Source organism: Arthrobacter sp. MYb229 (assembly GCF_002975405.1).
GTDB lineage: Bacteria > Actinomycetota > Actinomycetes > Actinomycetales > Micrococcaceae > Glutamicibacter.
Genome location: NZ_PCPS01000001.1, coordinates 67340 through 81320, shown reverse-complemented (window position 1 = coordinate 81320; position 13981 = coordinate 67340). Strand labels below are relative to the sequence as shown.

General features: G+C 60.7%; 12 protein-coding genes and 1 riboswitch. Of the genes, 3 read left to right on the top strand and 9 right to left on the bottom strand.

The window, feature by feature from the left end:
- Nucleotides 1–7: 7 nt before the first annotated feature.
- Nucleotides 8–1504 (bottom strand): cardiolipin synthase, encoded by a 1497-nt coding sequence (gene cls, locus CQ019_RS00370; protein WP_105553275.1) that lies wholly within the window; start codon nucleotides 1502–1504, stop codon nucleotides 8–10.
- A 160-nt stretch (nucleotides 1505–1664) separates the two neighbouring features.
- Here cls and CQ019_RS00365 point away from each other — a divergent pair, with 160 nt between their 5' ends.
- Complete coding sequence (locus tag CQ019_RS00365) at nucleotides 1665–2540, top strand: aminodeoxychorismate lyase (RefSeq protein ID WP_105553276.1); 876 nt, start codon at nucleotides 1665–1667, stop codon at nucleotides 2538–2540.
- On the opposite strand, the gene CQ019_RS00360 is transcribed toward CQ019_RS00365, so the two are convergent.
- Nucleotides 2537–4873, bottom strand: a complete 2337-nt coding sequence (locus tag CQ019_RS00360) for an ATP-binding cassette domain-containing protein (RefSeq protein WP_105553365.1) — start codon at nucleotides 4871–4873, stop codon at nucleotides 2537–2539. The genes CQ019_RS00365 and CQ019_RS00360 overlap by 4 nt on opposite strands.
- Before the next feature lies 1 nt (nucleotide 4874).
- Entirely contained in the window at nucleotides 4875–5492 is a 618-nt protein-coding gene (locus CQ019_RS00355; protein WP_096283298.1) for an ECF transporter S component, read from the bottom strand.
- 71 nt (nucleotides 5493–5563) lie between these two features.
- Nucleotides 5564–5682, bottom strand: a riboswitch (TPP riboswitch).
- Between the two features lie 74 nt (nucleotides 5683–5756).
- On the opposite strand from CQ019_RS00355, the gene CQ019_RS00350 reads away from it, so the two are divergent.
- Nucleotides 5757–6008 carry a DUF4235 domain-containing protein gene (locus CQ019_RS00350; RefSeq protein ID WP_096283297.1) on the top strand — a complete coding sequence of 84 codons (252 nt, stop codon included), beginning with the start codon at nucleotides 5757–5759 and terminating at the stop codon, nucleotides 6006–6008.
- Between the two features lie 63 nt (nucleotides 6009–6071).
- Here CQ019_RS00350 and mnhG read toward each other — a convergent pair whose 3' ends face one another.
- The 6 genes from mnhG to CQ019_RS00320 are packed head-to-tail and all read right to left on the bottom strand — an operon-like array spanning nucleotide 6072 to nucleotide 12421.
- Nucleotides 6072–6485: a monovalent cation/H(+) antiporter subunit G gene (gene mnhG / locus CQ019_RS00345; RefSeq protein WP_096283296.1), complete on the bottom strand. Its 414-nt coding sequence runs from the start codon at nucleotides 6483–6485 to the stop codon at nucleotides 6072–6074.
- The gene (locus CQ019_RS00340; protein WP_096283295.1) at nucleotides 6485–6751 is read right to left on the bottom strand and encodes a monovalent cation/H+ antiporter complex subunit F; all 267 of its coding nucleotides are present in this window, start codon (nucleotides 6749–6751) and stop codon (nucleotides 6485–6487) included. The genes mnhG and CQ019_RS00340 overlap by 1 nt, the downstream gene beginning before the upstream one ends.
- On the bottom strand, nucleotides 6748–7380 hold the full coding sequence (locus CQ019_RS00335; protein ID WP_105553278.1) for a Na+/H+ antiporter subunit E: 633 nt from the start codon (nucleotides 7378–7380) through the stop codon (nucleotides 6748–6750). Before CQ019_RS00335 ends, CQ019_RS00340 begins: the two co-directional genes overlap by 4 nt.
- A gap of 12 nt (nucleotides 7381–7392) precedes the next feature.
- The gene (locus tag CQ019_RS00330; RefSeq protein ID WP_096283293.1) at nucleotides 7393–8997 is read right to left on the bottom strand and encodes a Na+/H+ antiporter subunit D; all 1605 of its coding nucleotides are present in this window, start codon (nucleotides 8995–8997) and stop codon (nucleotides 7393–7395) included.
- Nucleotides 8998–8999: 2 nt separating this feature from the next.
- Entirely contained in the window at nucleotides 9000–9449 is a 450-nt protein-coding gene (locus tag CQ019_RS00325; protein ID WP_096283292.1) for a Na(+)/H(+) antiporter subunit C, read from the bottom strand.
- The gene (locus CQ019_RS00320) at nucleotides 9446–12421 is read right to left on the bottom strand and encodes a Na+/H+ antiporter subunit A (RefSeq protein ID WP_105568692.1); all 2976 of its coding nucleotides are present in this window, start codon (nucleotides 12419–12421) and stop codon (nucleotides 9446–9448) included. The genes CQ019_RS00325 and CQ019_RS00320 overlap by 4 nt, the downstream gene beginning before the upstream one ends.
- A gap of 210 nt (nucleotides 12422–12631) precedes the next feature.
- Between CQ019_RS00320 and CQ019_RS00315 the strand changes: the two genes are divergently transcribed.
- Nucleotides 12632–13960: an MFS transporter gene (locus CQ019_RS00315; protein WP_096283536.1), complete on the top strand. Its 1329-nt coding sequence runs from the start codon at nucleotides 12632–12634 to the stop codon at nucleotides 13958–13960.
- Nucleotides 13961–13981: the final 21 nt, after the last annotated feature.

Genomic DNA, 13981 nt, shown 5'->3' with positions numbered 1-13981 from the left:
CCGTGGATTACTGCAGCGTAGCGGTCAGCCGGCAGACGTTGTCGATCCAGCGCTGCAAGCGTGGACGGCGGCGCCACTCGCTCAAGGTCAGCTCCGAAGATATTTCGCGGTAGTGATCTTGCACCTTGTTCACCGCGTCGACAATCTCCGGGCCGAGCATCATCACCGAAATCTCCATATTCAAGCTGAACGACCGCATATCCATATTCGAAGAGCCGACCACGGCAACATCGTTATCGGCGGTGAAACACTTCGTGTGCAGGACCTTCGGGGCCGGGTAGCGGTAGATTCTCACGCCAGCTTGCAGCAGCTGCTGATAATAGGACTGTTGCGCGTGATGCACCAGGAACTGGTCTCCTTTTTCGCAGACGAAAAGCTCGACCTCCACGCCGCGTTGCGCGGCGGTGGTGATGGCATAGAGCAGCGAATCATCGGGGACGAAATACGGGCTGGTGATTTTCAGCCGTTCGGTGGCCGAGTACATCAGGGTATTGAATAGCCGCAAGTTATTTTCGGATTCGTAGCCCGGTCCACTCGGCAATACCTGGGCGAGTGTTGCTCCGGGTTGATCTGCCTGCGACAGCGGGTGCGAGGCTTCGGTCAAATCCGACAAGACATCGGTAGTGTCATCTTCCTGCCACCAATCGGTCGCAAAGGTGACGTCCAGGCTACGCACCAATGGACCCTCGACGCGCAGCATCATCTCGACCCATTCGCGGCCTAGGGCATGGGCTGACTCGCGCTTGTAGCCCGGTTCGATCAGGTTCTGGCTGCCGGTGAACGCTACCGCACCGTCCACGACGAGGATCTTGCGGTGGTTGCGCAGATCCGGGCGTCGCCAGCGCCGGCCAATCGGGTCGATGGGCAGCATCGCGCGCCATTCGATGTCCGATTTGCGCAGCCGCTTCTTCAAATCCCGGTAGCCGGTCACGCGCAAGGTGCCTAGGTGGTCGAAGAGCAGGCGGACGTTCACCCCGCGGCGTGCGGCGGCCTCCAATGCGTCGAGGACCGGGCCAACATATTCTTCATCATCGCCCATGATGTAGAACTGGATGTGCACGTAGCGTTGCGCCTGCTCGATGGCCTGGCGCATGGATTCCAGGGATGCCTTGTAATTGGAAAGCACCTCAATTTTGTTTCCTCCGTCAAGCGGGAACGCCCCAAGCTTGCGATTGAGGACGACCGCAGACTCCACCCATTCTTCGGTGGAGTGGAATTCTTCGGGAAGCTGCATGTGGGAGGTGGCGTTCGTGATGCTTTCATTGGCGCGGCGTTGCTTCTCCAAACGACGCCGCGAAAGCCTCGGATTCGCAAAAAGCAGGTAGGCGGCCAGGCCTGCCACGGGAATGAAATAGATCGCCAATAGCCAGGCCATGGCGGTGGTTGGACGGCGGTTTCCGGGGACGATGCCAATCATCACGAAGCGCACAATGATGTCAATTGCTACGGCAATTGGCCACAGGACGGCACCAATCTGAAGCAACAGTTCGCCGCTAGGCAACATCTAAACACGCTCCGCTCTCTTTTTCATTTACGAATTTAGCGTCTTTGACGCAGTCAGCGCGCCAAACTCCTTGACTTAGACTATCCAATCCGTGGCGACTTGTGCGTGCTTGAAGCCCTCATTGGTGCGTAGTGCGGCAAAGTTTCGATAATCTTTAACTATGAGCTCACTCGTATTCCTTGATCCGGCGTATCCTGCCGGGCGCTTGGCAGACATTAACGCACCACAACTTCCAGTAACCGCCCAAGGCGTGACTCGAGGCGATGGCGTGTTCGAGTCGATGCTGTACACCAACCAGGCCGTACGCAAAATGGAAGCGCATCTGGCCCGTCTGGCTATTTCCGCCGAGGCCTGCGATCTTGTCATCCCCGACGAGCACCGTTGGCGCGCGGCCATCGATACCGCCGTGGCTGACTTTGACGCCGATGGCGGCGCCGAAGAAGCAGTGGTCAAACTCGTGGTTTCGCGCGCTGATTCCGACGCCGAGCAGGCGCTGTGCTGGGTAACCGTGGCCCCCGCCCCGCAGTTGGGCAAAGACCAGCGCGAGACCGGAATCGACGTTCTGCTACTGGACCGCGGCTACGATTCGAAGCTTGCCGAGCGGGCCCCCTGGCTTCTGATGGGCGCCAAAACCTTGTCCTATGCGGTGAATATGGCGGCCTTGCGTTTCGCGCACAAGCACGGAGCCCAGGACGTCATCTTCACCTCCTCGGACGGTGTGGTCTTGGAGGGCCCAACTTCCACCGTGCTCATTGCCCAACGCGATGGAGACACCAAACGGCTGATCACCCCGATGCTTGAAACTGGCATCCTGCCCGGCACTACCCAAAGCGCGATCTTCGACGCGGCGGAACAGTACGGTTGGGAGCTGGGCTACGGTCCGCTCCGACCGGAGGACCTCTATCAGGCCGATGGGGTCTGGCTGGTTTCTTCGGTACGGCTGCTCACTGCGGTCCACACCCTTGATGCGAAACCGCTACGCCTAGACGCCGAGCTCCATGCGGAGCTCAGCGAGCTCAGCGCTTCGGTCCGCTAACTCCAGACCAGGTTGAAGGTGCCCGCCCACAAGGCGGCACCGATGGCCACGGTACCCAATAGCACACCCGTTGCCAACACCGCGCCGTCACGCCAGGTGAAGGACACCGAGCGCACCCAGGTACGTGTTCCCGTGCCAAAGCCCTTGGCTTCCATGGTCACCGCAAGCCTTCCGGCACGGCGCAATGCCTGCACCAACAGCGCGAGCACCTGCCCGAGCTTCGCCTTCACCCGTTGGGTCGGTGAGCGAAGGTCGCCGACTCCTCGCGCGCGGCGGGCCAGCGTCAGGGTGGTGAATTCCTCCACCAGCAAGCCCAGCAACCGCATCCCGGCCAGGGCTCCCAAGACGAAGCGGTGCGGAACCTTGAGCTGTTGCGCCAAGGCGCCGCCGAGGTCGCTGGGGTTCGTTGAACTGAGCAAGAGCACCGTGGGCACCGCGAGCGCCAGGGTACGCAATCCGGTAGCTACTCCGGCGCTCACCGATCCTTCGGTAATGCTGAGTATCCCCAGGCTTAGCAGCGTTTCGCCGGAGTCTTCACCTACCAAGGCAATTCCCCAGGCGGCGAGGGCCCCGGCAACAATAAGCGGCCAGCCGCGGCGCATAAACGTGCCCAAACGCAAGCCCGCCAGCGGCAAGGCAAAGAGCGTAGCAAGGATGACCACGCAGGCAGAGACCCAGTCGATGGTCGAGATCAACGGCAAGGTTGCCGCAGCGATCGCACCCAGCTTGGCCAACGGATTGATTTTTGCCAGCCAGCTATCCCCCAAGGGCGCGTCGAGCATCGGGCCTTGGCGTACCGCTGCCGGCTTGGCATCCGGCTCCTCGCGAGTCATTACGATCTGCGCCGCGTTGAGCGCGTGAGCGAAATCTTCATCGTGGGTCACCGCGACCACGGTTATCCCCGATTCGAGCGCCTCGATCAGGATGTTTGCCAGTTCCAGCCACGTATTGGCATCTTGCCCGAAGGTCGGTTCGTCCAAGATCAATACATCTGGTGAGGCGGCCAGCACCGTCGCTACCGAAAGTCGGCGTTTCTCGCCACCGGAGAGCGTGAACGGGTTGGCCTCGCCCAGATGGGCAAGCCCCAAGCGGTCCAGCAGTTCCTCCACCCGCAGAGCAATCTGCGCTGGAGCGTACTTCTCGTTCTCCACCCCGGCCTGGCGTGCTCGGGTAGGTGCGAATGCCAATTCTTCGCGGACGCTTTGCGTGACGAATTGATGTTCCGGTTCCTGGAATACCGACCCGATCCGTGCAACCAATGCCCCTGCCCGCCAGCTGAAGGGTTGCGGACTCAACCCATCGGCCAGGTCGCTGCTTGCTTCGACACTGCCCGTAGCCGGCTCGAGCAATCCGCCTAAGGTCAGCGCCAAGGTGGATTTCCCTGCACCATTTTCCCCGCGAATTACCAACGCTTGGCCGGCGCGCAGCCGCAAGTTGATTTCGGCCGTGCGCACCGCCTGCGGATGGCGCGCCGCGCGCAGGTTCACCGCCGCGAGCAGTTCCGCTCCCTCGCGTGAGTGAAGAGGTTCGGTGTGCGGAACGTAGCCGGGAATCCAAATGCCCGCCCTGGCTAATTCACGGCGAATCTTTTCATTCTCAAAGAGCGCCCGCGGCTCGAGGTCATGGGCGATCCCTCCGCCAGGGGCAAGGACGAGTACGCGGTCTACGTGTTCTGCCCAGGCCTGCAAGCGATGTTCCACCACAAGCAGTGTCGCACCGGTGGCATTGGCGGCGGCAATCACCGCATCACGCAGCGGCGCGATCCCCGACGGGTCAATGTTTGCGGTGGGTTCGTCCAGGAGCATCAGACCGGGGCCCATAGCAAGAATCCCGGCCAAGGCCAGCCGCTGCTTCTGGCCACCGGAGAGTTCCTGGGTGCGGTGCGACAAATCCAGATTCCCAAGTCCTACCGCGCGAAGCACCTCGGGGATTCGCGCGCGGATCAGTTCCGGAGCCATTCCAAGATTCTCCGCCCCGAAGGCGACATCGTCGCCGACCCGGCTCTGCACGATCTGTGTTTCGGGGTCTTGCTGCATCAACCCGACCGGGAAGCTGCGGGCAAAGGCATCCCGTCGCTGAATCTGCAGTTTGCCAGTGGCCTGCTGCCGTTCGTCGATCTCCAGAACTCCAGCCAAGGCGTGCAAGAGCGTTGATTTACCGGCGCCAGATGGGCCTAGCAGCAGGACCTTCTGCCCGGCGGGAATATGCAGGTCCAGTCCGCTAAGCGCCGGCAATGGACGTTCGGCATGGTGCCAGCCAAAGTTGTCGGCCGTGATCTCAAAGCCGCCACCGCCGAGGTGCCCGGGGGTGGCTTCGGTAGTCGAAGAACTCAATTCAGGCACTGCGCAGCGAACCTTCAAGGTGTGCCGAACGGCTAGCCAATGCTCCCAGGGCACCGGTCTTCGCCAGAGCACGGGTTGCCAACCACGAGAGAAGTCCGGCAATAACTAGGCCGGAAATGCCCATGGCAACTACGTGGAACAGCTTCATCGCCTCGGTGTACTCAGCGAAGTAACCCAGCAGGTAGGCTTCGCCGATTCCGCCGAAAATTCCCGACATGAATCCCGCAAGCAGTGCCACCGGCAGGTTCCACCGGCGGTACCTCACTGCGGCAAAGACCACCTCGGCTCCGAGCCCCTGGATCAGGCCGGAGAACAGCACCGCTAATCCCCATTGGGAACCTAGCAAGGCTGAGATGACGGCGGCGAGGATCTCGCAATACAGCGCGGCACCGGGTTTCCGGATAATCAACGCACCGAGCACCGCGGGAAAAAGCCACATGCCAGATACGAAGGCGCTTGCCGGTGGGAAAGCCACGAAAGCAAGGCTGACCAATCCGTATCCGGCGTTCCAAGCCCAAAAGATAACGCCCGAGGCGACCGCGATTACCGAGGCCACAACGATGTCGACCACGCGCCAGCTGGCACGGTTAGTTGCTGGTGCAACGTTCATAAGGTTTGTCCTCCTATGTAAGGAGGGGAGATGCACGGACCGGTGGGCGTTTAATCGCGCGCCATGATCCGCATCCGAGATGCTCGACTTCCTTCGCCGGTACTAGCCGGGGCAGGTTCGAGGGTCTGCGATCTATCGCACTCTCAGCGTCTTGCACCGCGAACGGCATGACGCTCCCCTGTCGGAATGATTACTGCTCAACCACCATACCGCAGGTATGCTGGGCTACAGAACGAAACCTTACGACGCGAATGCGAGGTCCTCATGAACTCAGTGCAGAAGCTTGTTACCCTTGGAATTTCAATGGGAGCGGGAATGCTTGGAAGCAGACTGGTCGACAAGGTCTGGAAAGGCTTCACCGGAAACGACGCGCCACGTCACGGCAAGGAAGCAGCCGCGGAAGCGAGTATGCGTCAGGCTTTGGGGTTCGCCATTTTCTCCGCCGTGGTCGCATCGATTATCCAGGTGCTGGCTGATCGCGGCACCAACAAGGCCATGAAGAAGTTCAGCAAGTAACATTGCCGAATTCCTTTGGTGGGGCAGGCCATTTGGCCTGCCCCACCAAAGTTTAACCAGCAGCTAGGTGCTCTCGGGCTCGTCGTTCTGTGCAGGTTTCGCTGGCGGCACCGCTGCGGTGGTTCCGGTCGTCTGCGAATGATTGCTAATGACCTGTTTTAGTTCATCAACATGCAAGGTTTCTTTCGCCACGTGCTTCGTGCGATATCCGGCGCGGCCAATCATGTGCGCCGATACCGGGGCAGTCAGCAGCTGCAATCCCCAGGCCAAAGCAAAGACCGGGATCAGTCCCCAGCTGCGCAAGTGGATGATGAGTCCGGCGAAGAGCAGCAGGAAGCCCAATACCTGTGGTTTGGTGGCCGCGTGCATGCGTGAAAGCAGATCCGGGAAGGTAATTAAACCGATTCCGGCGATCAGCGACATCAGGGAACCAAGTACCAGCAAGAGCGCAGCGAGTGCTTCTAAGAACGTGTCCATTAGGCGTTCCTCTGATCCGATACGAACCGCGAGACGGTAACCGAGCCGATGAATCCCAAGGTGCAGGCAACCACCGTGAACAGCAGGTAATCGGTGTGCCGGTTCAGCGCCATGTCTAGGCACAGCGCACTGGAAATGATCAACAGCATGACGTCGAGAGCGAGCACCCGGTCAAGAATCGAGGGGCCCTTGAAAACCCGCCACAGGCAAGCGATAGAGGCCAGCGCCAACATCACTCCGCCAATCCATACAGCTATTTCAATCATTTCTTGGGCTTCCTGCTGGAGAAATCCGGACCGCATTCATTCTTGATCGCCTCGTATTCATCGGGGCTTCCGATGGCCATGATCAACCGGCGTTCAATGTCGTGGATATTCGCTCGCGCCTTTTCCACATCCGCATCGCTATTCACATCGAGATAGTGCAGGTACAAGGTGGAACTGCTGCGGTCCACGTCCACCACGAAGGAACCTGGGATCAGGGTCAGCACATGGCCCACGGTCATCACTACCAAGTCAGATTCGGTGCGCAGCGGCACTGCGATCACCGCGCTGCGTGCCTTCTTACGGCGTACTATCGCAACTCGCGCCACATGGCCGCTGGCGACGAATACCTGACCGAGGAACCACGCGAAGAGCTTCAGGCAATACCAAAGGTTTATTCGTCCGGGAAGCACCACCGGCGGCAGCGGGAATAGATTCACGATGACGATCGAAATAATCGCGCCAAACAATAGATTCCCGGCCGAGAAGTCCTGCCACAGTGCACCCCATACGAAGATGAGCAGCAGGAGCAACGGCCACTCCTGCTTGAAGGTGGCACGGTGACGGACACCGGAGGTATCCAGCGCATCATCGATGCGCTGGTCACGATGTTTGAGGTTCTTGTCCTTCATGCGCCTTTCCTCCTAACTCAACGGTAGTACTGCGTTGATGAATGGTTCACGTGCAATCAATTCGGCCGCCACGCGTTCACAGAAGGCGAAGATCGGCCCGGCGAAAATGGTCAGCGCGATACCTGCGGCAACGAGCGAACCGGTCGCGTAGCGCATCCCCCAAGGCAGGGACTCGGATTCCAACTCGCGGGCAAGCTTCCTGCCCAGATGCGGGGACTCGGCGCCGCCTGCCGCGGCATGTTCCAGAACCCGCGTCGATTCTGCGATCAATTGCGCGTTCGGCACCTCGGCATCCGCCGCACGGCGCCAGAACATACGCGCCCACACACGAATAATCGCAAGCAGGGTCAGCAAACTGGTCAGCAGCCCGGCGCCGATGACCACCCAAGTCAAGGCGTCTGCCTCGGACGACGCCGCATGCAACAGCCCGAACTTCCCGAGGAATCCGGAGAAGGGCGGGATGCCGCCGAGGTTGATGGCCGGAATGAAGAAGAGCACGGCAAGCATCGGAGACAGCTTGGCCAGCGAGCCGAGTTTGGTCACGTTCGCGCTGCCTGCTCGGCGTTCGATGAGCCCGGCAACCATGAATAGCGAGGTCTGCACGATGATGTGGTGGCCCACGTAGTAGATGGTGGCGGCGATGGCCAGCGGTCCGCCGACGGCAACACCGAAGATCAGGTAGCCGATGTGGCTGGTTAGCGTGAACGAAAGCATACGTTTGAGGTCCGTCTGGGCCAGCGCACCGAGAATACCGATGACCATGGTCAATGCCGCAACCACCAGCAGCGCGGCGTTAACCGTCCCGCCGGGGAACAACAGCGTTTCGGTACGGATGATCGCGTACACCCCGACCTTGGTCAGCAGCCCGGCGAATACCGCGGTGACCGGGGCCGGAGCCGTTGGATAGGAGTCCGGAAGCCAGAGCGAGAGCGGGAAAACGGCGGCCTTGATGCCGAAGGCAATAAGCAGCAGCACGTGCAGGATCAGGTGCGGGCCTTGGTCCAGTTCGGGCAGCTTCACCGCCAGGTCTGCCATGTTCACGGTACCTGTGGCGGCATAGATCATTGCGATCGCCATCAGGAAGATCACCGAGGACACCACCGAAACCACCACATAGGTGGTTCCGGCGCGGATGCGTTCGGCGGTACCGCCGAGGGTCAGCAGCACGTAGCTGGCGGTCAGCAGGATTTCGAAGCCGACATACAGGTTGAATAGATCCGCGGCGAGGAAGGCGTTGGACACGCCGGCGAGCAGAATCAGGTAGGCCGGGTGGAAGACCGATACCGGCCCCGGTTCGTCCCCATCGGCCAGGCCCTGGCTGGTCGCGTAGAACAGCACCGCGAGGGACACCACGGTCGAAATCAGCAGCATGAAGGAGCTGAAGCCGTCGACCATCAGCGCAATGCCGAACGGCGAGTCCCAGCCGCCAATATGGATGGCATAGCTTTCGCCGCCCCACACCGCTGCCACCATGCCGGCTTCGAGGACCAGCGTCAGGCAGAGGATGCCGATCGTGATCAGCCGCTGGACACGGAGGCGGCGGCGCGCCAGGAACGCTGCGCCGGCACCGAATATCGGCAGCAGCACAGCCAGCGGGGAGAGTTCGAGAAATTCCATGGTTACTCTTCCCCTTCTCTAATCGGTCGGCCTTCTTCATCGACGAATTCTGTCGTGTCCTCGGCTACCGGCGAATCTTCTTCTTCGTCATATGCGGTGGACTGCGAAACCTTAATATCCTCGGTATCGTCGGCAACCACATCGGCGCTGGTCAGCGCCCAGGAACGATAGATCATCGCGAGCAGGAACGCGGTCACCGCGAAGGTGATCACGATGGCGGTGAGGATCAAGGCCTGCGGCAACGGATCGGAGTACTCCTCCGGGGCAATGCTCGAATCGAACAGCGGCGCCACCCCGCGGCGTCCGCCGCTGGTCAGGATCAGCAGGTTCACCCCGTTGCCCAAGAGCATGATGCCAAGCAGCACGCGGGTCAGGGTACGTTCCAGTACCAGATAGAATCCGGCGGCCAGCAGCACGCCGGTAATCACCAGGAAGGTAATATTCACGCTCATCGTCCTACCCCCGAAGCCGTGGCGTGGGTGACATCGTGTTGTTCGATCGGTGAGCGCCCCTCGGAGAGCTCATCGATTTCGCTACCCAGGGAGCGCAGGACGTCCTGTACGAGGCCAAGGACCACCAGATACACTCCAATATCGAAAATCGTTGAGGTGACGAACTTATGTTCGCCAAAGACCGGCAGCCAGAATTCCCATACGTAGGTGGTGAAGATCGGGTCGCCGAAAAGCACCGGAATCACTCCGGCAATTCCGGCCAGGGCCAAGCCGCCACCGATCAGCATGCCAGGTGCGACACGCATCGATTCGGAGAGCTCCACGCGTCCGCCGGCAAGGTAGCGGATGGTCAAGGCCAGCCCCGCGATCAGCCCGCCGGCGAATCCCCCGCCGGGAGCGTTGTGCCCGGCGATCAGCGCATAGACGCTGAGCAGCAACACCGTGTGGAATACCAGCCGGGTGACAATCTCGAAAATGATCGAACGCCGTTCGGCCACCAGCGTGTTGCCGGCCATCAGCCAGTCCTGGTTGCTGGAGCTGGCGAAACGCCGGGCCACGCGCAGCCCAACTTCCTTGCTCCGCTGGTCGCCCATGGCTTCGGAGCCGCGGTCGATGCTTCCCGGTGCTACATGATGGGCGCGCACGCGCTGCCCGAAGCTCCGGCCGGCGAAGATCAGCGAGGCCACGCCCGTGGCCGCAGCCGCCAGCACGGTGATCTCGCCGAAGGTATCCCAGACGCGGATGTCCACCAGCGTCACGTTCACGATGTTCTCGCCGAAGCCCTCGTAGTAAGCCAGATCCGGGTAGGCCAGCGAGATCGGGGCTTCGGTGCGTGCGGCCATCATCGCGATAGCGATATACACCACCATGATCGCCAGCGCGATGGCGAGCACCGCGCGGCCCCAATTGATCTCGGTCAGGCCAACCCAGAGGCGTTTGGGCAGGGCGCGCAGCGCCAGCACGAAGGAGACCAGCACGATGGTTTCCACCAAAAGCTGGGTGAGCGCCAGATCCGGGGCGCCCTGCAGCGCGAAGATGGCAACCATCCCGTAGCCGGTCACCGAGACCATCAGCACCGCCATGAAACGCTTCGGCGCCACGATCGCGATCACGCAACCGGTGATGATGATCGCGCCGATGACCAGCTGGGCCGGATGATCGGCAATGACCCAGTTGGTGGGCCACGGAGTTTCGACGGTCAGCGCGATGGACAGCGGCAAGATGAGCACGACCATGAGGATCACGCCCAGGTAGAAGGACAGCGAACCACGCTGGGTACGACCGGTGGTCCAAATGGCGACACGGTCCAGCACGTTGATGCTCCCGCGGTAGACTTCCTCGGCGGAAATCACGCTGCGCCGCAACGGCGCTCCGGTATCGGTGCGCTTGCGCAGCCAGAAGAACAAAATACCGATGGCCACCGAGATGGCGCTCAGTCCCAAGGCCGGGTTGAACCCGGCGAAAAGCATTAGATGCATCTGCCCCGGTCCGCCCTGCAGGAGCGACCAGTGGGCGATCAGCGGTTCGATGAATTTCGGGTAGAGGCCCAGCGCCAGGGTGCACAAGGTCAACACCAGCAGGGGGCTCAGGAAGATCAGCGAGGGACGCTTATACGTGGTCTCGCCGGCGATCTTCGGTTTCACGCCGAAGGCCCCGATGAGGAAGCGCAAGGAATAGGCCATGGTCAGCGCGGCGCCCAGAACCAGCCCGATCAGCGCGAACGTCCCCCAGCCGGTGTCCAGGTGCAAGGCGGCCTCGTAGACCGCCTCCTTGGCGACGAATCCGAACAATGGCGGGATCCCCGCCATCGACGCGACGGCGATAGCGGCGATCAGCGCCAGGATCGGCATGCTGCGACGCAGTCCGGAGAGCTTGCGGATATCACGGGTACCGGTGTTGTGGTCGATGATGCCCACGGTGAGGAACAAGGTGGCCTTGAACAAGCCATGTGCCAGCGTCAATGCCAGCGCGGCGAAGGCGGCTTCGGCGGTGCCGAAGCCGAAGATCGCAATGATGAAGCCAAGCTGCGAGACGGTGCCGAAGGCAAGGATCAGTTTCAGGTCATACTGTTTCAGCGCGCGGTAACCGCCGATCAGCATGGTCAGCACGCCAATGCCTACGGTGAGCGGCACCCAAAAAGCAGTTTCGGAAAAGCCCGGGGCCAGTCGGGCGATGAGGTATACCCCGGCCTTGACCATGGCCGCGGCGTGAAGATAGGCGGAAACCGGGGTCGGTGCGGCCATTGCTCCAGGCAGCCAGAAGTGGAAGGGAACCAGCGCGGATTTGGAGATGGCTCCGAGCAGGATCAAGGCGATGGCCATGTCAACGAACATTCCGGTGGAGACCAGCTGTTCGGACTGCGCGATCCACTCGGAGAGCCGGTAGCTGCCGGTTTGAGCGCCAATCATCAGCAGCCCGGCGAGCATGGCCAATCCACCGAAGGTGGTTACGATCAGCGCGTTCATTGCCGAGCGTCGCGCGGTGATCAGGTGCTGGCTGAAGCCGATGAGCAGGTAGGAAAGCACCGAGGTGATTTCCCAGAAGATGAACATGATGATGACGTCGTCGGCGGTCACCAGGCCGGTCATGGCGCCGGCGAAGGCGACCATCTTGGCGGCGAAGCCACCGATTTGCGGGTCATCGTTCTTGAAATAGCGTCCGCAGTAGATCAGCACGAGTGCGCCAACGCCGAGGATCAACAGCAGCAGGCTTGCGGCTAGCGCATCCATGCGGAAGTTCAGCCCGATATTCAGGCCCGGGATCCAGTCGATGCTCAAAGAAGGTGGCGCGTTCGGGGCCCCGGATGACAAGGTCGGGTCTGCTGCCAGGACGGCCGGCATGCGTGTGATGAGCCAAATAAAACCCACTGCAGGAACAATTGCCACTACATAGAAGGCGTTTCTTTTGAGCGCCCGGAACAGCATTGGGGACAACGCCGCCGTTGCAAAGAGTGCAATGAGAATTATTAACACATGTCTCCTCTGTCGACTGAACAAGGGGCCAGAGTCCGACGAACAGAAAATGTCCGCTACGCAATTTTATCAGTCCAGAGGGGATTTTATGCACTGTTGAGCGCTTCGGGGAGCAATTGCGCCACCGGAGAACAACATGATGAATTCCGACACTGGCATATGCATGTGCTAATTCATTTTCTGATCACCGCAAACCTGTACGATGCCCACATGGGATCGAATATTGAACCGGTGGTAGACCAACACGGTGGCAAGTGGCTCAATAAGTACACCTGGGCTTGGGCAAGTTGGGATTGGGGCCAGGCGGCGATCAACGCAGTGATGATCACCTTCGTGTTCACCGTGTATCTGACCAGTGAACTTTTCGGTGATACCGACCATTCATCGCTGGTCCTCTCGCAAGCCCTATCCATCGCAGGCTTGTTGATCGCCTTGCTTGTTCCGGTGACCGGGCTCCGGGCGGACGCCGCCGGGCGGCGCAAACTCTGGATCATCGTTAATACCTTGCTGCTTGTGCTGGTCTGCGCCGCCGGCTTCTTCGTTTACCCCGATCCGAACTACCTGCTCTTTGGTGTCGGGATCATTGCGGCCTTGTCGCTGTTCTCTGAATTCGCCGGGGTGAACTACAACGCGGTCCTGAACCAGATTTCCACGCGCGCCACCGTTGGCAAGGTCTCCGGTTTCGGCTGGGGCATGGGGTATGTCGGCGGAATTCTGGCGCTGGCCCTGGTGCTCTTCGGATTCGTCCAGCCAATCGTCGACTGGCCCGGAGCGAACACGGCCGACTCGCTGAACTTGCGGTGGGTCGCGGTGTTCAGCGCACTGTGGTGCCTGATCTTTGCGCTGCCGCTATTCTTCGTCATTCCCGAAAGCACCTCGACGGTGTCGACGAAGATTCCGTTGTCGCAGTCCTACAAGGTGTTGTGGGGCCGCATCGTGGGTCTGTGGCATGAAGACCGCAATCTGCTCTTCTTCCTAGGCTCCTCGGCCGTTTTCCGCGATGGGCTCAGCGCGATCTTTACCTTCGGCGGCGTGATTGCCGCCGGAACCTTCGGTTTTACGCTCACCGAGGTCATCATCTTCGCAATTGTGGGCAATATGGTCGCCGCGCTCGGCGCGGTAATAGGCGGTCGCCTCGATGACGTGATTGGACCGAAGGCGGTAATCACCGGTTCGCTCATTGGCTTGCTGATTGCCGGGGCCGGGGTGTTCTTCTCCCCCGGTGCCTCAGGATTCTGGATCTTCGGACTGCTGCTCACCCTATTCGTGGGACCGGCCCAGTCGGCCTCGCGCTCCTACCTGTCCCGGATGATCCCCGAAGGGCGAGAGGGCGAACTTTTCGGTCTCTACGCGACCACCGGACGTGCGGTCTCCTTCCTCGCTCCGACGCTCTTTGGACTGTCCATTGCCCTTGCCACCCCCTTGGTGGAGAGCGGTCAGGCACAACGTTATGGAATCCTGGGAATTTTAGTGGTGCTTCTGCTAGGCCTGTTGTTGCTGCTGCCGATCCGCTCGCCTCACAAAACACCGGGCAGCTAGAAACGCGAATGCCGTAAATCT

Bases quoted from the DNA above. Each gene is read 5' to 3' on its own strand.
- CQ019_RS00365 (WP_105553276.1), top strand. From the start codon at position 1,665: ATGAGCTCACTCGTATTCCTTGATCCGGCGTATCCTGCCGGGCGCTTG.
- mnhG (WP_096283296.1), bottom strand. From the start codon at position 6,485: ATGGACACGTTCTTAGAAGCACTCGCTGCGCTCTTGCTGGTACTTGGT.
- CQ019_RS00330 (WP_096283293.1), bottom strand. From the start codon at position 8,997: ATGGAATTTCTCGAACTCTCCCCGCTGGCTGTGCTGCTGCCGATATTC.
- CQ019_RS00315 (WP_096283536.1), top strand. From the start codon at position 12,632: ATGGGATCGAATATTGAACCGGTGGTAGACCAACACGGTGGCAAGTGG.
- cls (WP_105553275.1), bottom strand. From the start codon at position 1,504: ATGTTGCCTAGCGGCGAACTGTTGCTTCAGATTGGTGCCGTCCTGTGG.
- CQ019_RS00325 (WP_096283292.1), bottom strand. From the start codon at position 9,449: ATGAGCGTGAATATTACCTTCCTGGTGATTACCGGCGTGCTGCTGGCC.
- CQ019_RS00340 (WP_096283295.1), bottom strand. From the start codon at position 6,751: ATGATTGAAATAGCTGTATGGATTGGCGGAGTGATGTTGGCGCTGGCC.
- CQ019_RS00335 (WP_105553278.1), bottom strand. From the start codon at position 7,380: ATGAAGGACAAGAACCTCAAACATCGTGACCAGCGCATCGATGATGCG.
- CQ019_RS00355 (WP_096283298.1), bottom strand. From the start codon at position 5,492: ATGAACGTTGCACCAGCAACTAACCGTGCCAGCTGGCGCGTGGTCGAC.
- CQ019_RS00350 (WP_096283297.1), top strand. From the start codon at position 5,757: ATGAACTCAGTGCAGAAGCTTGTTACCCTTGGAATTTCAATGGGAGCG.